Consider the following 20,547-nt stretch of genomic DNA (forward strand, 5'->3'; position numbering starts at 1 on the left):
AGGCGCCCTCACCACCTTCTCCATCGCCAACGACGTGGCGAAGTACTTCGCGATCATCCCGGCCATGTTCGCCGCGGTCTATCCCGGCCTCGACAAGCTGAACATCATGCGGCTGCACAGCCCGACCTCCGCGATCACCTCGGCGATCGTCTTCAACGCGCTGATCATCGTGGCGCTGATCCCGCTCGCCCTGCGCGGGGTGCGCTACCGGCCCGCCTCCGCCGCCGCGCTCCTGAGCCGGAACATCTGGCTCTACGGTCTCGGCGGCCTCGTCCTGCCGTTCCTCGGCATCAAACTCATCGACCTCGTCGTCCAGTTCATCCCCGGCCTGCGCTGACGGTGCGCAGAAGGAGAGCGCTGTGTCCCGCCACCTCCCACCCGCGCTCCGCCGGCATCTGTCCGCCCTGCGCATGCTCCTGGTGTTCACCGCCGTCACGGGCCTCGTCTATCCCCTGGCCGTCACCGGCGTCGCCCAGCTCGCCTTCCCCCACCGGGCGGACGGCTCGCTCATCGAGGACCGCGGCACACCCGTCGGCTCCCGGCTCATCGGCCAGAGCTTCACCACCGCCGGCGCGGCCCCCGACCCCCGCTGGTTCCAGCCCCGGCCCTCCGCCGCCGACGGCGGACAGGGAGCGGGACCGTACGACCCGCTGTACTCCAACGCCTCCAACCTGGGCCCGAACAACCCCGACCTGCTTCGGATCATCGACGAGCGGCGTACCGCCATCGCCGCCTTCGACCGCGTACCCCCGCACAAGATCCCAGCCGACGCGGTCACCGCCAGCGGCTCCGGCCTCGACCCCCATGTCTCACCCGCCTACGCCAGAGCGCAGGCCATCCGTGTCGCCCGGGCCCGCGGCCTGGCCCCGGGCAGGGTCCGGGCGCTGATCGCCCGCCATGTCCAGGGGCCGGACCTCGGTTTCATCGGGCAGGAGCGGGTCAATGTGGTGGAACTCAACCGTGATCTGCGCGGACTGAGCTGACCTGGCCGCACGAGCCCCGCCGTGGAAGCCCCGGCCGCCTCAGTCCGCCGCCGCCGGGCCGGCGCGGCGGACCATCTCCTCGACGGTCCGTTCGAGGAGACGGATCTGCTCCGCCCGGGAACTCCTCTTGACCAGGGCACTCACCCGCTGGGCCGTCTCGACGGCCGGCAGCAGACCCACCAGGAGCACCGGGAGCATCAGCCGTCGGGCGAGGACCTCGTTCTCGGAGGTGACCTGAGGCCGGCGGACGACCGAGACATTGACCCGGACGGCGTGCTCGTTGCCCGGCGCCGCGCCCGGCCGGTCCGTCTCGATCGCGATATGGCGGAAGCCGTGCGCCAGGTCGCAGGCCGAGCAGCCGACGGGGCCCCGGCTGAGCCGGTCACCGCACTCCGAGCAGACCAGTCTGTCGAGCGCGGCGTCGACCACCCGCCAGTCGTGCCGGTCGGGTTCGGCCGCCACCATCTCGGCGAGCGCGGCTTCCTGGTCCTGGTCGCCGCTGACCTCCCAGCGGCGCAGAAAGGCAGACCATTCCTCTTCCACGATGCCGTCCACCAGTTCGCGGCAGGAAGCGCAGCCGGGCACGCCGCCGTACTCGTATCCGCCGCACTCCGCGCAGCGGCGTAACGCCGCTCCGACCGAGGGTCTCGCCATGATCTCTCCTCCCGCTGACGCGGCGAGTCTCTCCCGCCCCGGCCGGCCGGAGGAAATGGTTTACGGCATCGCCGTCGCCGGACGGGGGCGCGGGCGCGGGTGCTTCCCGGCCGCGCGCCCGTCACGGCGGGCGGAGCCCAGGACGGCCGCCGTCGCCCGGTCCGCGCCCGTGTGCCGCTCGACCGGCGGCGTCCTTCCGTACGGGTGGACCGCTCGGCACCCACCACCCGTACCGGGGTCTCGTACGGGTGGACCGCTCGGCACCCACCACCCGCGCCGGGGTCTCGTACGGATGGACCGCTCAGCACCCACCACCCGTACCGGCGTCCTGCGCACGGGCCCGCTCAGACGCGTTCCACCAGCATCGCGACGCCTTGCCCGACGCCCACGCACAGCGTGGCCAGTCCCCGGCGGGCGTCCTCCCGCTCCAGCCGCCCGAGCAGGGTGAGCAGGATGCGTGCACCGGAACAGCCCAGCGGATGGCCCAGTGCGATGGCCCCGCCGTCGGCGTTGACCTTCTCCTCGTCCAGCTCCAGCCGCCGGACGACCGCCAGCGCCTGCGCGGCGAACGCCTCGTTCAGCTCGACCGCGCCGAGATCGCCGATCCGCCATCCGGCGCGTTCGAGGGCCTTCCGCGTGGCGGGGACCGGGCCCAGGCCCATGAGATGCGGTTCGACGCCGGCCGATGCCGAGGTCACGATCCGGGCCCGGGGTGTGAGTCCGTACCGCTCGACGGCCGTACCGCTCGCGACGACGAGCGCGGCGGCCCCGTCGGACAGCGTCGAGGAGGAGCCCGCGGTGACGATCCCGTCCGCGCGGAAGACGGTCCGCAGGCCGGCCAGCTTCTCCAGGGTGGTGGCGGGACGCGGGCCTTCGTCGCGGGTGACCTCCGCGTCCCCCACCGGGACCGGCACGATCTCCCGGTCGAAGCGGCCCGCTTCCTGAGCGGCGACCGCCCGCCGGTGGCTGCGCAGCGCGAAGGCGTCGGAGTCGGCGCGGCTGATGCCGTCCAGGGCGGCGACCTCCTCGGCGGTCTCGCCCATCGACAGGGTCGTCTTCTCCCTCTCCCCGAAGCGGGGGTTGGTGAACCGCCAGCCCAGCGAGGTGTCGTGGACCTCACCCGGCCGGGCCCACGGGGTGCCGGGTTTGGCCATGACCCACGGCGCCCGGGTCATCGACTCCACCCCGCCCGCGACCACCAGGTCGGCCTCGCCCGCACGGATCGCCTGTGCGGCCGAGGCGACGGCGGTCAGCCCCGAGGCGCACAGCCGGTTGACCGTGTATCCGGGCACGGTGTGCGGCAGCCCGGCCAGCAGCACCGCCATCCGGGCCACATCGCGGTTGTCCTCCCCGGCCTGGTTGGCGGCTCCGAGGATCACTTCGTCCACCGCGTCCGCCGGAATCCCGGCCCGGCGGACGGCCTCGCCGACGACCAGGGCCGCCAGATCATCCGGCCGTACGCCGGCCAGGGCGCCGCCGTAGCGGCCCTGCGGGGTACGGGCTCCCTCGACCAGATACACCTCAGGCATGGGGGGTCTCCTCGGAACGGGCCGGACGGCGGGAGCGGACGGCGGGGCCCGGCTGCGCCAGCGGGGCTCGTACGGAGAAGCCGGGGTTTTCCGGGGCGTTCTCGGGCATGCGTGCCACCTCTTGACATGCGGTTCGGAGGCTGGATTACTGGGCGTGCCGCACGCTAACCGAATGATCGGTCGGTTCACAAGGCGGTGGCGGAGGCGGCACGGCCCAGGTGACGCCACGGCCGGCCCGCGCGCCGTCCGGTCGGGCCGTGGCGGCATCCCGGCGGCGGTGTTCCCGCGCGGCGACGAGGTGATCGCGGAGTTCCGCGGCTCCGGCCGCGGTATCCGATGGGCGAAGGAGTCACGATGAGCGGCGACACCACGGCCGGACCTCCGCGTCTGGGGGAGCGGCCCCCGGCCGGGCTGCTCGATGCCGGGGAGCGGATGGACCGCGAGGAGCTGAGAGCGCTTCAGCTCACCCGGCTGCGGGCTGCCCTGCGGCATGCGTACGACCATGTCGAGCTGTACCGGAGGAAGTTCGACGAGGCCGGGGTCGGGCCCGGGGACTGCCGTTCCCTGGCGGATCTGGCCCGGTTCCCGTTCACCGTCAAGGCGGATCTGCGGGACTCCTACCCCTTCGGGATGTTCGCGGTCCCGATGTCCGAGGTCCGCCGCCTCCACGCCTCCAGCGGCACCACCGGGCGTCCCACCGTCGTCGGCTACACGGAGAACGATCTCTCCATGTGGGCCGATGTGACCGCCCGCTCCATCCGCGCCGCCGGTGGCCGCCCCGGCCACAAGGTGCATATCTCCTACGGGTACGGACTGTTCACCGGCGGTCTCGGCGCGCACTACGGCGCCGAGCGCGCGGGTTGCACCGTCATCCCCGCGTCCGGCGGCATGACCGCGCGTCAGGTGCGGCTCATCCAGGACTTCCAGCCCGAGATCATCATGATCACCCCCTCCTATCTGCTCACCCTCCTCGACGAGTTCGAGAAACAGGGCGTCGACCCCCGCACCACCTCGCTCAGGGTCGCCATCCTCGGCGTCGAGCCGTGGACGGAGGAGATGCGACGGGAGATCGAGGAGCGGATGGACCTCCACGCCGTGGACGTCTACGGACTGTCGGAGGTCATCGGCCCCGGTGTGGCCCAGGAGTGCGTGGAGACCAAGGACGGACTGCACATCTGGGAGGACCATTTCTACCCGGAGGTCGTCGACCCGTTCAGCGGTGACGTACTGCCCGAAGGGGAGGGCGGAGAGCTGGTGTTCACCTCCCTCACCAAGGAGGCGCTGCCCGTCATCCGCTACCGCACCCGCGATCTGACCCGTCTGCTGCCCGGCACGGCCCGGCCCGCCTTCCGGCGTATGGAGAAGGTCACCGGGCGCAGCGACGACATGATCATTCTGCGCGGGGTGAACGTCTTCCCCACCCAGATCGAGGAGATCCTGCTGCGCGCCCCCGCCGTCGCGCCCCACTTCCAGCTGCGGCTGACCCGGCGCGGGCGTATGGACCATATGACGGTACGGGTCGAGGCCCGCCCGGACGCGACCCCCGAGGAGCGGGGGAGCGCCGTCGCGTCCATCGCCGCGGCGGTCAAGGGCGGCGTGGGCGTGTCGGTCGCGGTCGAGGTGGTGGATCCGTACACCCTGGAACGCTCGGTGGGCAAACTGCGTCGCGTCGCCGACCTGCGGGAGCAGTGACCGCCGCCGGGCCGATCCGGTCGGCGGTCCGCCGTCGGCGGTCGCTCCGGGCACAGCGGCGCTGACCCCGGGCCCGCGCGCGCCCGCGCCCCGCTGGGCGGACCGGACTTGGCCCCGGAGCGGGCGTCCGGTCCGGCCGGTCAGGTGCGGCAGTATCCCCGACCGATCATGTCCATTGCAACTGTAGTCAACGCCTTGTTGACCGGGTATGTTGTCGCACGCACAGCGGACACGGAGTCACGAATAGCGGCGATCCCGCTTGCCGGCCTCCGAGTTGGAGCGTGCCCGCCATCCCGTCGCGAGGGACGGATGGTTCGGCACGGACGGTCCTCGTCGCCGCCCTGCGCTTTGCGCCCTGTGTGCACCCGCGCACCACCACCGCCGCCCTGTGGCGGCGAGCTGTTCCACCTTCCACGCCCCCGTACCCGTCTCCCTGCGGGTGATCCCGTAATCCCTTGCGGCAGCGGCGTGTTCCCCCACTCACCGGCCGTCGGTATGTGCGGCCGGACGATGAAAGGTGTCAGCCCTCCATGCGCACAACTCACCTCGGCGGCCTCGCCGTCGGCGCTCTCGGTCTCGCTCTCCCGCTCGCCCTGATCCCGGCCACCGGCTCCGCCGCGGCGGCGCCGACCCCGTTGGTCAAGGTCGCCGAAGCCCCGGCCGCCGGCGAGATCAAGGGCCGTTACATCGTCACCGTCAAGACCGGGTCCGACCCGGCCGCCGTCGCCGAGGCGCGGTCGGTCAGCCCCGACTACGTGTACGACGAGGTCCTCAACGGCTTCGCCGCGTCCCTGACCCCGGGCCAGCTCACGGCGCTCCGCGGGGACTCGCGGATCGTGTCCATCGAGGAGGACCAGAAGTCCGTCTCGGTCGCGACGCAGAACAACGCGCCCTGGGGACTGGACCGCATAGACCAGCGCAGCGGACGCAACAGCACCTACACCTACGGCGGCACCGGCGCCGGCGTCACCGCGTACATCATCGACTCCGGCATCGACCCCGGGCACCCCGACTTCGGCGGCCGGGCCCGTAACGTCTTCGACGCCTTCGGCGGCAACGGGCAGGACTGCAACGGTCACGGCACCCATGTCGCGGGCACCGTCGGCGGCTCGACCTACGGGGTGGCCAAGGGCGTTCAGCTGCGCGGTGTGAAGGTGCTCAACTGTCAGGGCTCCGGATCGTTCTCCGCCATCATCGCGGGCTTCGACTGGGTCCGGCAGAACGCCGTGAAGCCCGCCGTCGCCAACGCCTCGCTCGGCGGCGGCTACTCGGCCGCCCTCAACAACGCCGCCACCGCCCTCGCCAACTCCGGCGTCCACACCACGGTCGCGGCGGGCAACAGCAACCAGGACGCCTGCAACTTCTCTCCCGCGAGCGCTCCCGGCGCCCTCTCGATCGCCGCCTCGGACTCCGGCGACAACAAGGCGAGCTTCAGCAACTACGGCCAGTGCGCCGACCTCTACGGCCCCGGTGTGAACATCGTCTCCACCCGGATGGGCGGCGGCACCACCAGCATGAGCGGTACGTCGATGGCCGCGCCGCACGTCGCGGGCGTGGCGGCGCTCTACAAGTCGGCCTACGGCGACGCCTCCAGCCCGACCGTCAACAACTGGGTGATCAACAACAGCACCGCCAACGCGATCCGCGGCAACATCGCCGGCACCCCGAACCGCCTGCTCTTCAAGTCCACGCTGTGATCCGTCCCCGACCCCGCTCCGGGGGGTGTCGCACACCCGCCGGGCGGGGGTAGGGGAGAACCAGCAGTGGTCCAGGGGCCCGGTCGGATATTCGGCCGGGCCCTGTCGCGTCGATCGCGGACCATGCCCGGTACCGGTGTCCGCGCGCCGGGTGTGACCTCCTGGTGGCTCTGTGCGACGGGTTCGGGGCCTGAAGGGGCGCGGTGGAGCAGTTGCCGGAATGCTGAGTAGTGAGGGTCGGGACGGGCCGTGCGGATACGGCGCCGTCCGCGGGACCGGTGGAGGCGAGGGCGAGCCGTCCGGGTGCCGTCGTGGCCGGTGGCGGGTTCACCGGGCGCCCCGCCGCCCGTGCTCTCCGCCGCACGCCGCGGGACCGGACCGGGGCGGCGCCGCCGGATCCGGCCGACTACCCGCTGTAGCCGCCGCCGCTGCCTCCGGCGGCGACGGATGCGCGGTGCGGAGTATTCAGCGAGGAGCGATGACATGGAGAACAGACAGCTGGAGGAATTGGGACAGCAGCTGAGGGTGGACGCGGTCCGCGCGGCGGACGCGGCGCAGTCCGGGCATCCGACGTCCTCGATGTCGGCCGCCGACCTCGGCGCCGTGCTGCTGGCGCACCATCTGCGCTATGACTTCGACCGGCCCGATCATCCGGGCAACGACCGGCTGATCCTCTCCAAGGGGCACGCCTCCCCGCTGCTGTACGCGCTCTACCGGGCGGCCGGCGTGATCGACGACGACGAGCTCCTCACCTTCCGCCAGGACGGAAGCCCCCTGGAGGGTCACCCCACTCCCCGGCTGCCCTGGGTGGACGTGGCCACCGGCTCCCTGGGACAGGGGCTGCCGATCGGCGTCGGCATGGCGCTCGCCGGACAGCGGCTCGACCGGCTTCCGTACCGGGTCTGGGTGCTCTGCGGGGACAGCGAGATGGCCGAGGGCTCCATCTGGGAGGCCGCCGAGCACGCCGCGTACGAACGGCTCGACCGTCTCACCCTGATCGTCGACGTCAACCGGCTCGGCCAGCGCGGTCCCACCCGCGAGGGGTGGGACCTCGACGCCTACGCCCGCAGGCTGGGCGCCTTCGGATGGCACACGATCGAGATCGACGGCCATGACGTCGCCGCGATCGACGCCGCGTACCAGGAGGCCACGGCCGCGCAGGACCGGCCCACGGCGGTCATCGCCCGCACCCACAAGGGCCGGGGCGTCGCCGAGGTGGACGATCAGGAGGGTTTCCACGGCAGACCGCTGCCGCATCCCGAGCGGGCGATCGAGGAGCTGGGCGGGGTACGGTCCATCCGGGTCGATGTGGCCCGGCCGCCGGACCCGGTGCTGACCACGACGGCGCACGCGGCCGGCGAGATCGCGGCGCCGCGCTATCGCGTCGGCGGTGAGACCGCCACCCGGGACGCCTTCGGGGCCGCGCTCGCGGCCCTCGGATCGGTGCGCGGCGATGTCGTCGCCGTCGACGGAGAGGTCGGCGACTCCACCCGGACCGCGGCGTTCGCGAAGGCCCACCCGGACCGCTACTTCGAGTGCTACATCGCCGAGCAGCAGCTCGTGGCCGCCGCGGTGGGAATGCGGGCGCGCGGCTATCTGCCGTTCGCCGCGACGTTCGCCGCCTTCCTCACCCGGGCGCACGACTTCATCCGGATGGCCGCCGTGAGCGAGGCCGGAATCCAGCTCTGCGGCTCCCACGCCGGGGTCGCCATCGGTCAGGACGGGCCCTCCCAGATGGGGCTCGAAGACATCGCCATGATGCGCACCGTCCACGGCTCCACCGTGCTCTACCCCTGCGACGCCAACCAGACCGCCCGCCTCGTCCAGCACATGGCCCAGCTGCCGGGCATCGGCTATCTGCGCACCAGCCGCGGGGCGATGCCCGTGCTGTACGGGCCGGACGAGGATTTCCCGGTCGGCGGGTGCAGGGTGCTGCGTTCCAGCGCGGCGGACCGGGTCACGGTGATCGGTGCCGGGGTCACCGTGCACGAGGCGCTGAAAGCCGCGGATCTGCTGGCCGCCGAGAGCATCTGGATCCGGGTGATCGACCTCTACTCCGTCAAGCCCGTCGACGCGGAGACCTTGCAGGAGGCCGCGGACGCGACGGACTGTCTGGTGACGGTGGAGGACCACCGGCCCGAGGGCGGTATCGGGGACGCGGTCGCGGAGGCGTTCGCCGACGGCCGGCCGCAGCCGAGGCTGGTCCGTCTCGCCGTGCGCACCATGCCCGCGTCCGCGACCCCCGGACAGCAGCTCCACCACGCCGGCATCGACGCCGAGTCGATCGCCGCGGCCGTACGGCTTCTGGTGGGAGAGGTCGTCGTCGCCTGAGGCGGGCCAGCGCGGCGTACCGGCGGGGGCCGGGAAGTCAGCCGGGGCGGGGCCCGCGCACCGCACCGGACAGCCGGGGTCCTCGGCCGGTCGGCCGGCCCGCTACCCGGGGCCGATCCGGTCGATCTCCGCCAGCGGGTACGGGGCCTGTCTGCTCTCGTTCCGGAACTTGCGGAAGAAGTCCGCCATCACCGCCGTGAGCGGCGCATGGCGGCTGAGGATCGCCGCTGCCGCCTCCGGGACTCCCGTGGGAGGCTCGCCCCGGGCATACGCGCGCACCTGCGCCTCGCGGTCGTCCCTCCCGTATCCGTGCACGGCGGTGACCAGCCAGTTCACCAGGTGCGCGAGGGAATAGCAGCGGTCGTAGGTCTGATGCCGGTCGAAGAAGCCGGCCTCCTCCCGCGACAGCGCGAACCGGGAGGAGATCGCGAGGCCGTAGTCCGCGAAGAAGAGGCGCCGGCCGTCGGTCAGGATGTTCTCGAAGTGGGCGTCGAAGTGCAGAAGACCGCGGCTGTTCATGAACGAGGTCCCCGCTTCCAGCTCCCTCTCCACCATGGCGCAGGCCCGGTCGGCGGCCTCGCCGCCGGCTGCCAGCTGCTCGCCCAGCCACTGGTGCAGATTCTGTGGGATGTACTCCAGGAACAGCGCGACGCTCGCCGAGGACCGCTGGAGCGCCTCGATCCGGTGGCGCACCTGCGATCCGCCGCCCCAGTAGGCGACGGCCCGGTCGATGTCGGCCAGCTCCTCCGGCAGGGGCGTCGAGTCCGGCAGTACGCGCCAGTGGTGCATCAGGGGGAAGCTTTCGCTCTCCCCCGCGAGCACCCAGTTCGTCGTCATGGTGTGCACGGCGAGTTCTCGCCAGACCCCGAAGCCCGGCCCGCCGATGGTGCCGACGCCGTAATGGCAGAAGACGGGCAGCTCGAACAGATTCGCCGTGGACCGGACGTGCTCAGGTCGCGTCTCCACGTCGGTGAGGGGCACCCGCTTCACGAAGACCGGTATCCCGTCGACCTCCAGCAGGGCCGACTTCCCGCCGATGCCGGAACCGATCGGCCGGGCCGCGTCCACGAGTTCGCCCAGCGCGTGATCGCTGTGCAGGGCCAGGGAGGTGGCGACGGCGCTGTGCGCGGTGAGACGCGCGCCGCGCGATGCGTCGGGACGCTTCACCGCTGGCTCCACCTGGGCTCCGATCCCTCTCCCACCATGCCCGAACACGCTCTCGACCGCACTGTACGGGAACATGGACGACAAGATCACGGGTCGGGTTGTGCTTCCATGCTCCGATGACCAGAGAAGACGCTGCCGCGCCCGGTGGAGAACGGGCACGCCGTATCCGGCACCGCACTGATCGCGATCTCGGCGCATGCGTCCGCGTTCTCGCCGAGGTCCACGAGCGGGACCGTCCCACCTCTGACTCTGAGGACGCCGCTCACCGAAGCGAGCCATAGCCGTGCCCGTTCCTGTTCCCGTTCCCGCGCCCGAACCCGTTCCTGTGCCCATGCCCGCGCCTGAACCCGTGGGCGCGGACCCCTTCACCGCCGGTTGCCCCGCGCGGATGTCGCCAACTCTCCATGCCATGGCCTGAATTCAGTGCTACCCGAGAGGTAGTCGCTCCGGTGATCGTCAGACCGGAGTTCGACAGAACCCCGACTCGGCGGATGATTCCCCCGGCCCATGCGCCGGGGGAGGGTCGACTCATCCCGTTCACCGTAGGGAAGGAACCCACATCCGTGCAGGTACGACGGAGAACAGCGCCGTTGCTCGCGCTGAGCGTCATGGCGTCCCTCGCTCCCGCGCTCGCCGCGGCCCCGGCGGCGGCAGCCCCGGACCGCTCCGCACCACAGAAGACGGCGAAGACGGCGTGGCAGAGATGCGGGCCGGACACGCCCGCCTCGTTCCGGTGCGCCACCGTCAAGGTGCCGCTGGACTACCGGAGTCCCGGCGGCAGGAAGATCGATGTCGAGATATCCCGGATCAAGGCCGCCGACCCCGACAAGCGCCGTGGCGTGCTGTTCATCAACCCCGGCGGACCCGGCGGCCCGGGGCTCGACATGCCGGTCGAGCTGAACGGGCTGCCCCGGTCCGTGAAGGACCGGTACGACCTGATCGGCTTCGACCCCCGGGGCGTCGGCAGGAGCACCCCCCTCGCCTGCGGGCTGAGCCCCGAGGAGAGGGATGTGGAGCGTCCGTACAAGGCGGAGACCTTCGCCCGGGACACCGCCCTGTCCCGGGGCTTCGCCGACAAGTGCCGTGCGAAGTACGGGAGCGCGCTCCAGCACTTCACCACCCGTAACACCGCCCGGGACATGGACAGGATCCGGGCGGCGCTGGGCGAGAAGAAGATCAGCTATCTGGGGTACTCGTACGGCACCTATCTCGGGGCCGTCTACACCGAGCTGTTCCCCCAGCGGTCCGACCGGATCGTCCTCGACAGCGCCGTCGACCCGAAGCGCGTCTGGCGCACCGACTTCAGGCTCTGGGGCTCGGAGAGCCAGAAGGCGTACCAGCGGTGGACCAAGTGGACCGCGAAGCGCTCGGACGTCTACCGGCTCGGCGACACCCCCGCCAAGGTCGACCGGACCTTCTGGCGCATCGTGAAGCAGGCGGACCGCGAGCCCGTCGTCGTCGGCACGACGCCGTACACCGGCGATCAGATCCGGGCCCTGACCCGCCGCCCGTTCCACACCGTGAAGTCCGCGGCCGAACTGGTCGTGACCCTGAAGAAGGCAGCCGCCGGAAAACCCACCGAGGACCTGGAGACGGGTGGCATGGACGACAACGCGGCCTCCTCCCTGTGGGCCGTCACCTGCGGTGACGCCGACTGGCCGAAGAACCCGGAGACGTACCGCAAGGACGCCGTCCGCGACAAGGCGCGCTACCCCCTGTACGGCGACTTCGCCTCCCACATCAACCCCTGCGCCTTCTGGGACAAGGCCGTCGAACCGCCCACCACGGTGGACAACGGCGTCCGGGCGCTGATCCTGCAGAACGAATGGGACTCGCAGACCTCTCTGCCCGGCGCCCGCGGACTGCGCGACGACATGAAGAGCTCGCGGATGGTCCTGGTCGAGGAAGGCGAGGGCCATGGCATCTACACCACGGGCAGCAGTCTGTGCGTGGACTCCCTCACCACCGGCTATCTGACCACCGGCGCCTATCCGGCCAAGGACGTGACCTGCGAGCCGACGCCGGGCGGGCAGCGCTCGGACGGCCCCGATCCGCTGCCGCTGACCCGCCCATCGACCACGGCGTGACGCACCGCGACACCCCCCGGGGGAACCGGCATGGGGTGCGCGGTGCACAGAGAACAGTCAAGGAGCAACAGAGGTATGACAGTACGAACGATGGCGCGTACCGGAGTGATCGGGCTGGCAGCGGCGGCGGTGGCCGTCACCGCGTTCACCGCCCCCGCGCAGGCGGACTCCGGCTCCGGCGCTCCGAAGTCCCCGCGGCACCAGGGCGTCCAGCAGGCCATGGACGATCTGGTGAAAGCAGGGATCCCCGGTGTCATCGCCCAGCTGAGGACCGGGGACCGCGTCTGGAACGGCACATCGGGGGTCGCCGATCTCCAGACGGGCAAGCCGCGCCGCGCCGATGAGCGGTACCGCATCGCCAGCATCACCAAGACATTCGTGGCGACGGTGCTGCTCGACCAGGAGGCCGACGGTCTGCTCAGCCTGGACGACACCGTGGAGCACTGGCTGCCGGGAGTCGTCGAGGGCAACGGCAACGACGGCCGCAAGATCACCGTACGGCAGCTGCTCGACCACACCAGCGGGCTCTTCGAGTACATGGGGGACCCCGGGTACCGCAAGAAGTTCTTCACCAAGGAGTATCTCCAGAGCCGCTATGAGACCTGGACACCGCTCCAGACCGTGAAGGTCGGACTGGCGCACCAGCCCGACTTCGCGCCGGGCGCCAGGCACCAGTACTCCAACACCGGGTATGTACTCGCCGGGATGATCATCGAGAAGGCCAGTGGGAACTCCTACGCCCATGAGGTCCGCAAGAGGATCCTGAAGCCCCTCGGCATGCGGAACACCACCCTTCCCGGCAATAGCGTGACCATGCCCAACCCGCACAGCAAGGCGTACTCGGCGCTCTCCGACGACCCCAACGCGACGGAATACTTCGACGTCACGGAGCAGAACGGGTCGCAGGCGTTCGCCGACGGCGACATCATCTCCACCACCGGCGACGTCAACCGGTTCTTCCGGGCGCTGCTCGGCGGCCGGCTGCTGCCCGCCGAGCAGCTCAAGGCGATGAAGACGATGCACCCCAACGCCGGTCCCGTCGCCGGCTATACGGAGTACGGGCTCGGCCTCTACAGCTACCGGACGAGCTGCGGCGTCAAGGTCTGGGGCCACAGCGGCGGCGCGTCGGGCGCCCTGTCCGAGACCGTCGCCACCGAGGACGGCCGCCGTACGCTCTCCGTCAACGTCAACGCGGACTGGAACTGGTCCCCGGCCATCGTGGAAGCCGCGTTCTGCGGTGCCAAGGCCGCCAAGGCGGGGAAGGCCGCCAAGGCGGGCAAGGTCGGTCCGATCGCCCGCTGATCGGCTGAAACAGGTCGTCGTCGGCCCGCTCGCCCGCCGTCCCCACGGCGGCCCCGTACGGTGACCTGCGGTCCCGGTTCCCGGAGACATCCCCTCTCCCGGAGCCGGGACCGCGTGCTGTCCGGAGTCCGACCGCCGCGGCGGCTCGGCGCGCATTCCGCTTTAGGGCCGCACAGGCCCCGGTGACTTCCATGAGCGGTGCGACAGCGACGTCTCCTCCGCACCGGCCCGTGCGGACAGACCTTCGCCGTCGGCACCGGAGTGGGGACACCGGCCGCTTCCGCCATGACCCGACCACAGCGGCGGACAGCACACAGAAGCAGGAGTGAACGCCGATGAACAGCCCTGCCCGCACGGGCTCTCCAGCACCGTTCGCGAAGGCGGTCGATCACCTATGGTGAGCGCCGCCGGCCGGACCGGACGATCCCTCACGGCCGTCGTCCCCGGCGAGCCGGACCTCCCCCTGGCCGTACCGGACCTGATGCGAATCGCGGGGAGCCTGGCCGGCTTCCCCTTCGTCAAAGTCGTCGCCGATCTCGACGAATCGACACTGCACTTCATCGACAGCACCGGCAATCCGCTCCATGTGCAGTACATGGCACGGCACATCCTCCACCGGCCGCTGGAGGAGCTGCTCCGCGACATCGACGCCTTCAACCACGATATGTACATCCGCCCCGACCGGCGCTTCTATCTCGGACTCCTCGCCCTGCACCGGCGGACGGACGGCGACGGCGCGGAATCGGTCCTGCTCTCCCTGGAGACGGTGGAGGCCGACACCATGACCGGAGCCATGCTGCTCGACTTCTACCGGTGCGTACGCGAGCACATCCAGCCGTCGGCGCCGCTGTTCCTCAAGCCGGCCAACCATCTCCAGGAGAGCTCCGTCGCGGACATCCCGCCCGCCGAGCTGCCCCGGCTGCTGGCCCATGAGCTGTTCGCCCAGGGCGCGTACGCCCCTCTCAACCCCGGGGCCGCGTACGGCAGACTCCGGGTCTTCCGTACCGAGGCGGCCTACCGGGCGGCGGCCGACCCGCCGGGCCGGCACGACATCGTCGTCATGCCGAGGGTTCCCGACGACATCCCCCGCGTCGCCGGGATGATCAACGCCGAGCACACCACTCCGCTCTCGCACACCAACGTCCTCGCCACCGGATGGGGCATCCCCAACGCTGTTCAGACCGGCATCGTCGAGCGTCTCGACGCGGCGGGACTCGACGGGGAGTGGGTCCGTTACGAGGTGAGCGCGGACGCCGCCGAGGCGCGGGTGGAGCCCGCCGAGCCGCCCGCCGGCCCTGGCCCCGGCTCCGATCCCGGCTCCGATTCCGACCCGGGCAGGACCTGGGCCGCCGACCGCGTCGTACTGGAGCCCCCCGAGACCGGCGCCGCCCCCATCGCCGAACTCTCCCGGCTCCGCATGGGCGACCACTACCGGTACGGCACCAAGGCCGCCAACCTCGGCGAGCTCATCGGCGTGCTGGAGAACGGCTCCCGCCGCTGGCTCGGCTTCTACCGGGTGCCCCGCCCGCCGCGCGCCGATCTGCTCGACCATCTCGCCCGCCGGCTCGGCGTGCACGGCCCCGCCGACGCCGCGGCGCTGTCGGCCGCCGCCGCGCGTCTGGTCCGCAAGCATGCCCAGGTGCCGCGCGGCATCGCGCTGCCGTTCTGGCTCCAGCGCCGCTTCCTGGAGTCGTCCCCGCGCATCCAGCAGACCATCGGCCGGCTCAAGATGGTGCTGGAGACCGGCGCCGGGCCGCTCGACTCGCTCTGCGCCGAGCTCCAGCACCTGATCGCCACCACCCGGCTGCCCGACGACATCCGGGCCCGGATCGACGAGGCCGTCGTCGCCCATCTCTCGGGCGTCGGACGCTTCGTGGTCCGCAGCTCCTCCAACGCCGAGGACCTGGAGGGCTTCTCGGCCGCCGGAGTCTATGAGTCCGTACGGCACGCACGCACCATCGACGCCATCGTCGACGGCGTCCGGGAGGTATGGGCGTCCGTGGCGTCCGCGCGCGCCGTACGGCTGCGCGACGAGGCGGGGATCACCCTGGAGGACTCCTACATGGGAGTGATCGTCCAGGAGGAGGTGAGCGTTCCGCTCGGCGGCGTCCTGGTCACCTGCAACCCGCTCGACTCCCGGGACTTCCGCAATGTGTACGCCAACATCGCCACCGGCTCGGTCGCCGATGTCGTGGACGGCGTCGGAGCACCGCTCCAGCATCTCTACAACACGGTCGAGGGCGGCGGCCGGACCGTCTCGCTCGGCTCGGCCGCCGACGACCTGGACGCCCGCGCCAAGGCCGCGCTCGGCCGGCTGGCGCTGATCGGCCGGCTGCTCCAGTCGCACTTCTCCCCGGACTATCTCTACGAAACCCCCGTCGACATCGAATGGGCCCTGGACGGCGAGCTGATCCGGCTCCTCCAGATACGCCCCTACCAGGTCCGGTCCGGAGCATGACCCCGGCCGCCCCACCCGGCGCCCGGCGGGTCATCCGGACGTACAACGGGTTCAAGCTGTTCACCGGCCTGCTCTGGTGGCTGCCCGTCTTCTACGTCTACCAGCGTCACAGCGGGCTCTCCGAGACGGAGATCTTCCGCATCCAGAGCATCTACTATCTGGCGTTCTGTCTGCTGGAGATCCCCACCGGAGCACTCGCCGACCGGTTCGACTACCGCCGGTTCGTCCAGATCGGCGCCACCCTGCTGACAGCGGCCAACCTCGTCCCCGTGCTCTGGCCGTCCTACCGCGGATTCCTCGCCCACTTCCTGCTCATCGCCCTCGCGAACTCACTGGTCTCGGGGGCGGGCAGCGCCTATCTGTACGAGTGGCTCCAGCGCGGCGGCGCGGTCGCCGCCTACCAGCAGGCCGAGGGCAGCGGCCGGGCCTACGCCCTGACCGGCCGCATCGTGTGCCTGCCGGCCGCCGGGGTGCTCATGGAGTGGCGCACCCCCTCGCCCTATGTGCTCTCGGCGCTCTGCTGCGCCGTCGGCGTGCTGCTGGCGCTGCGGCTGCCCGCGCTGCCTCCCGGACCCGGGGACTCCACCGGGCCGGACGGGGACGGACGGCGGAAGAGCTGGTCGCCCCGTGACCAGCTCGCCGCGGGGCGGATGCTGCGGCGCTCGCCGCTGCTGGCCCTGGTCATGGCACAGGGGGTCGCGGTCTTCACCCTCGTACGGGTCGGCCAGACCAATCTCTTCCAGCCCGTGCTGGCCGCCAAGGACCTGCCCCTGGCCGCCTTCGGCGTGATGATGGCCGGCACCACCCTCTTCGAGCTGGCGGGGGCGGCCCGGTCGGGCTGGCTGCGGCGGCTCGGGGAGGTACGGGCCGTGTTCCTGCTGACCGCGGTCATGGCCCTCGCGCTCTCCCTGCTGGTCCCCGCCGGGCTGATCGGCGCCGCGATCTGTCTCTGCGTCTTCTCCCTCGCCGCCGGGCTGCTGTTCCCGATCCAGCGGCAGCTCGTCAACGGAGCCATCCCCGGCTCGGCGCACCGCGCCACCCTGCTCTCCACCGAATCCCTCATCGACCGGGCCGTCTGCGCCCTGGTCGTCCTCGCCCTGGGCGGCTATCTGTCCCGGGGCCAGATGAATCAGTTCCTGGTCCATGTCGCCATCGGCACGATTCTGCTCATGGGAGTGCTCGCCGTCCTCGTCCACCGGGTGCGCCGCGCCGGGCCGGACGACTCCGGCGAGCGGCCCGCCGTCACCAAGGAGAACGCCGCGTGAAGAGAGTGCTCTACGTCTACGCCAAAGGCGGCACCGCGCTGGAGCACGCCTTTCCGCGCATCGCCGCCTGCGCTGAGCTGCATGTGCTGGCGCTGATGCCACTGCCGACGGCGGCCGAGGAGCTCTGGCGCCCGCACTGCGCGAGCATCGCCGAGGCGCATATGGACCCCGGTGCGGGCGATGCCGTCGCCGACGAGATCGTCCGCGCCGCCGAACGCGTCGGCGCCGACGCCGTGCTGACCCTGTCCGAGTTCGCGGTGCTGGCCGCAGCCCATGCGGCGGACCGGCTGGGGCTGCCAGGCCCCGGGTCCGCCGCCGCCGGACGGGCCCGCGACAAACGGCTCATGCGGGAGACCTGGCAGGCGGCTGGGGTGCCCGTCCCCGCATTCCGGCGGGTCGGCTCCGAGGCGGAGCTGCGCACCGCGCTGACCGAGCTGACGCCGCCGGTGCTGCTGAAGTCGGCCTGGAGCGCCGGTTCGATCGCCCAGGTGGTGCTGGACTCGCCCGAGGAGGCGCCCAGTGCCTGGGCACGGTTCGTCCGGGCCCGTGAGAAGGGCCGCGGCATACGGATGAGCGAACTGTACGAGCCGGACGCGGACGGTCATCTGATCGTCGAGGAGATCGTGGAGGGCTCCGCCGGGAGCTGGTACGACCGGCCCGGCTACGCCGACTATGTGAGCGTCGAGGGCATCGTCGCGAACGGTGTCTACCACCCTCTGTGCATCACCGCGCGGCTGCCGCCGATCCCGCCGTTCAACGAGGTCGCCAGCACCGCGCCCTGTGTGCTGCCGGAGGCGTCGCAGCGCCGTGTCGAGGAGATCTCACGGCAGGCCGTGGACGCCCTGAAGCTGGACACCTGCGGCACCCACACCGAGCTGAAGCTCATGGCGGACGGGCGGGTCGCCGTCATCGAGACCGCCGCGCGATTCGGCGGGGTGATGATCACCAGGGAGATCGAGGAGGTGTTCGGACTCGATCCGATCGCCCTGCTCGTACGGCAGCTGCTCGGCGAACGGGTCGACTATCCGGAGCGGATGCTCACCGAGGGGCGGGGCGCGGCGGCGTCCCTGGTCGTCGTGCCCGCCGACGCCGCCGGCGTCCCCTGGAGCAGCCGCCCGCGCTGGAGCCACGGGGAGGTCGACTGGTCACGGCTGCTGTCGCCCGGCAGCGCCGTCGGACCGGTGGCGGCGTTCGAGCTGCCGCCCGGCAGCCCGATCCCGGTCTACGATCCGGCCGCCGGGGCCGCCAACTGGCTGGGGCTCTTCGTGGTCACGGCCGCCGACGCCGGAACTCTGCTGAAGGACTGCAATTCCGTGCTCAACGGCCTTGAGTCGGGGCTCGGCTGAATCCCTGGGGGATTCGTGTTCGCGGCGGAAGCGAAATCCGGGAATTGAGGGGATGGGCATCCGGGTCACCGGCAGGGCGGGCTCTGCCGCCCGTGGCCCGGATATTCGAACGGAGGGCGGGCCGGATTGATTTAGGATGTGATCAATTATTGCTTGTGGTGTACACGGAGGCCCGGAACATGAAACTCACCCGTCTGCCGGCGGTCGTCGCGGCGGCGGCCATCGCTCCGGCCGCGCTGCTCACCTCGCTCTCCGCTCCGGCGGTCGCCGCCGACGCCGAGCGGCCGTCCGGGGTCTCGGCCCCCGACACGGCCCCCGACACGGCCTCCTCGGTGGAGGAGGACCGGGTCGAGATTCTCCGGATCCTGGCCGACAGCGACACCGGCCGGGGCGTCCGCGAAGCGGCGCAGAAGGCGCTCGACGGAACCGCCGAGGACATGCGGCACTTCCTGGAGGTGGGTCAGTACAAGGCTCGTTATACGGATGACCGGGTGCTCACCACGCAGATTCTGAGCGCCGGTGGTCCGGGGGTGAAGAAGGCCGCTCTGGAGGCTCTGAAGAAGGAGACTCCGGAAGCGGTCCGGGAGTTCATCGAGGTGGGTCAGTACAAGGCTCGTTATACGGATGACCGGGTGCTCACCACGCAGATTCTGGGCACCGGTGGTCCGGGGGTGAAGAAGGCCGCTCTGGAGGCCCTGAAGAAGGAGACCCCGGAAGCGGTCCGCCACTTCATCGAGGTCGGCCAGCACGAGGCCCGCGCCCAGGACAACACCCAGGCCAAGGCCGCCAAGCTGAAGGGGATCGCCGACGAGGCGAACAAGGCGAACAAGGCGAAGGCCAAGGCCAAGGCCAAGGCGAAGACCAAGGCCGCCGGGGGGCGCTAGCCTCCCCTGGCTCTGCCAGGCGTCGACGGCCCCTGTTCCCCACTGAGGGGGAGCAGGGGCCGTTCTTCTGCCGAGCCGTCTGCCGAGCCGTCTGCCGAGCCGTCTGCCGAGCGTTCCGCCGGGCCCGCCGCCGGTACCTCCGCCGATCCTCCGCCGAGCGATACCGAATTCGACGCTCAGGCATGAATAGCTTCATCATCTTCCATTCACCGCCGGCCGGCTGCCAGCATCGCCACACCGTCACCGGATGTGGGAGAGACGATGACAAACCTCAGAGGTCTGCGCTGGCTCGCGGCCCTGGCCGTGGCCCTCCTCGCGGCCACCGCCTGCGGTCGCTCCGACCAGGGCGGCGGCCCCTCCTCCGGCGGCGTGTCCGCCGCCGAGGGCAGCACCGCCGCCGAACTGCTTCCCGCCCGGTACAAGAAGAGCGGTGTGCTCCGCGTCGCCACCGCGGTCGGCTATCCGCCGATGGAGATGTACAAACCCGGCACCACCGAGCTGACCGGTGTCGACCCCGATCTCGCCCAGGCCATCGCCAAACGGCTCGGGCTGAGACTCGAACTCACCAACGCCGCCTTCGACGGTCTGATCCCCGGATTGACGTCCGGCCGCTTCGATCTCGTCATGTCCTCCATGACCGACAGCCCCCAGCGGCGGCAGGCGGTCGACTTCGTCGACTACTTCCGCACCGGCGGCGTGATCATGACGAAGAAGGGCAACCCCGAGGGCATCACGTCCATCGAGGACCTCTGCGGCAAGTCCGTCGTCCTCGCCAAGGGCAGCTCCAACCTCGACATCGGCCAGAGACAGAACGCCGAATGCGGGAAGAAGATGCGGATCTCCCAGAGCGAGGACGCCCCCACCGGTCTGCTCCAGCTCGACAGCGGACGCGCCGTCGCGACCATCGTCGACTACCCCGTCGCCCAGCTGTTCGCCAAGAAGAACAAGGCGTACCAGACCCTGCCCCGGCAGTACGGAGCCGCGCCCTGGGGCATCGCCGTCGCCAAGGACCAGAGCGGACTGCGGGACGCCGTACGCAAGGCGCTCCAGGACCTCATCGACGACGGCGGCTACCGCAAGATCCTCGACACCTGGGGAGTCGGCGGCAGCGCCGTCTCCCGGGCCACCGTCAACGACGGGCGGTGAGCCGCC

The 20,547-nt window shown here is 71.2% G+C and carries 15 protein-coding genes and 1 pseudogene; 12 read left to right on the forward strand and 4 right to left on the reverse strand.

The window, feature by feature from the left end:
• A pseudogene (locus FF041_RS09265) lies at positions 1-337 on the forward strand (potassium-transporting ATPase subunit B); the annotation flags it as partial.
• Positions 338-359: 22 nt separating this feature from the next.
• Entirely contained in the window at positions 360-983 is a 624-nt protein-coding gene (gene kdpC / locus FF041_RS09270) for a potassium-transporting ATPase subunit KdpC (protein WP_323391496.1), read from the forward strand.
• A gap of 39 nt (positions 984-1,022) precedes the next feature.
• Here the strand turns inward: kdpC and FF041_RS09275 are convergent, their stop codons facing one another.
• Positions 1,023-1,637 carry a hypothetical protein gene (locus FF041_RS09275; protein WP_228388098.1) on the reverse strand — a complete coding sequence of 205 codons (615 nt, stop codon included), beginning with the start codon at positions 1,635-1,637 and terminating at the stop codon, positions 1,023-1,025.
• Positions 1,638-1,981: 344 nt separating this feature from the next.
• The gene (locus tag FF041_RS09280) at positions 1,982-3,166 is read right to left on the reverse strand and encodes a thiolase family protein (RefSeq protein WP_153521913.1); all 1,185 of its coding nucleotides are present in this window, start codon (positions 3,164-3,166) and stop codon (positions 1,982-1,984) included.
• Between the two features lie 354 nt (positions 3,167-3,520).
• Between FF041_RS09280 and paaK the strand changes: the two genes are divergently transcribed.
• From paaK to FF041_RS09295, 3 genes are all read left to right on the forward strand, one after another.
• Positions 3,521-4,858, forward strand: coding sequence for a phenylacetate--CoA ligase PaaK (paaK, locus tag FF041_RS09285; protein WP_153521914.1), 1,338 nt, complete (start codon positions 3,521-3,523; stop codon positions 4,856-4,858).
• Positions 4,859-5,388: 530 nt separating this feature from the next.
• Entirely contained in the window at positions 5,389-6,555 is a 1,167-nt protein-coding gene (locus FF041_RS09290; protein WP_153521915.1) for a S8 family peptidase, read from the forward strand.
• A gap of 483 nt (positions 6,556-7,038) precedes the next feature.
• Positions 7,039-8,886 (forward strand): transketolase, encoded by a 1,848-nt coding sequence (locus FF041_RS09295; protein WP_153521916.1) that lies wholly within the window; start codon positions 7,039-7,041, stop codon positions 8,884-8,886.
• A 102-nt stretch (positions 8,887-8,988) separates the two neighbouring features.
• On the opposite strand, the gene FF041_RS09300 is transcribed toward FF041_RS09295, so the two are convergent.
• Both FF041_RS09300 and FF041_RS09305 read right to left on the reverse strand, forming a co-directional pair.
• Positions 8,989-10,053 carry a protein kinase family protein gene (locus tag FF041_RS09300; RefSeq protein ID WP_323391497.1) on the reverse strand — a complete coding sequence of 355 codons (1,065 nt, stop codon included), beginning with the start codon at positions 10,051-10,053 and terminating at the stop codon, positions 8,989-8,991.
• Positions 10,054-10,139: 86 nt separating this feature from the next.
• Positions 10,140-10,277 (reverse strand): hypothetical protein, encoded by a 138-nt coding sequence (locus FF041_RS09305; RefSeq protein WP_153521918.1) that lies wholly within the window; start codon positions 10,275-10,277, stop codon positions 10,140-10,142.
• A gap of 384 nt (positions 10,278-10,661) precedes the next feature.
• Here FF041_RS09305 and FF041_RS09310 point away from each other — a divergent pair, with 384 nt between their 5' ends.
• From FF041_RS09310 to FF041_RS09340, 7 genes are all read left to right on the forward strand, one after another.
• Complete coding sequence (locus FF041_RS09310) at positions 10,662-12,140, forward strand: alpha/beta hydrolase (protein WP_228388101.1); 1,479 nt, start codon at positions 10,662-10,664, stop codon at positions 12,138-12,140.
• Positions 12,141-12,215: 75 nt separating this feature from the next.
• Positions 12,216-13,442, forward strand: coding sequence for a serine hydrolase domain-containing protein (locus tag FF041_RS09315; protein ID WP_153521920.1), 1,227 nt, complete (start codon positions 12,216-12,218; stop codon positions 13,440-13,442).
• 394 nt (positions 13,443-13,836) lie between these two features.
• Positions 13,837-15,900: a PEP/pyruvate-binding domain-containing protein gene (locus FF041_RS09320; RefSeq protein WP_228388099.1), complete on the forward strand. Its 2,064-nt coding sequence runs from the start codon at positions 13,837-13,839 to the stop codon at positions 15,898-15,900.
• Positions 15,897-17,165: an MFS transporter gene (locus FF041_RS09325; protein ID WP_153521922.1), complete on the forward strand. Its 1,269-nt coding sequence runs from the start codon at positions 15,897-15,899 to the stop codon at positions 17,163-17,165. The genes FF041_RS09320 and FF041_RS09325 overlap by 4 nt, the downstream gene beginning before the upstream one ends.
• Positions 17,162-18,511: an ATP-grasp domain-containing protein gene (locus FF041_RS09330; protein WP_323391499.1), complete on the forward strand. Its 1,350-nt coding sequence runs from the start codon at positions 17,162-17,164 to the stop codon at positions 18,509-18,511. The genes FF041_RS09325 and FF041_RS09330 overlap by 4 nt, the downstream gene beginning before the upstream one ends.
• 179 nt (positions 18,512-18,690) lie before the next feature.
• Positions 18,691-19,395, forward strand: a complete 705-nt coding sequence (locus tag FF041_RS09335; RefSeq protein ID WP_153521924.1) for an ALF repeat-containing protein — start codon at positions 18,691-18,693, stop codon at positions 19,393-19,395.
• A 261-nt stretch (positions 19,396-19,656) separates the two neighbouring features.
• A complete protein-coding gene (locus FF041_RS09340) occupies positions 19,657-20,541 on the forward strand; it encodes an ABC transporter substrate-binding protein (protein WP_153521926.1) in 885 nt (294 codons plus the stop codon).
• Positions 20,542-20,547 lie beyond the last annotated feature (6 nt).

The sequence above is a fragment of the Streptomyces jumonjinensis genome (assembly GCF_009600885.1).
Lineage (GTDB): Bacteria > Actinomycetota > Actinomycetes > Streptomycetales > Streptomycetaceae > Streptomyces > Streptomyces jumonjinensis.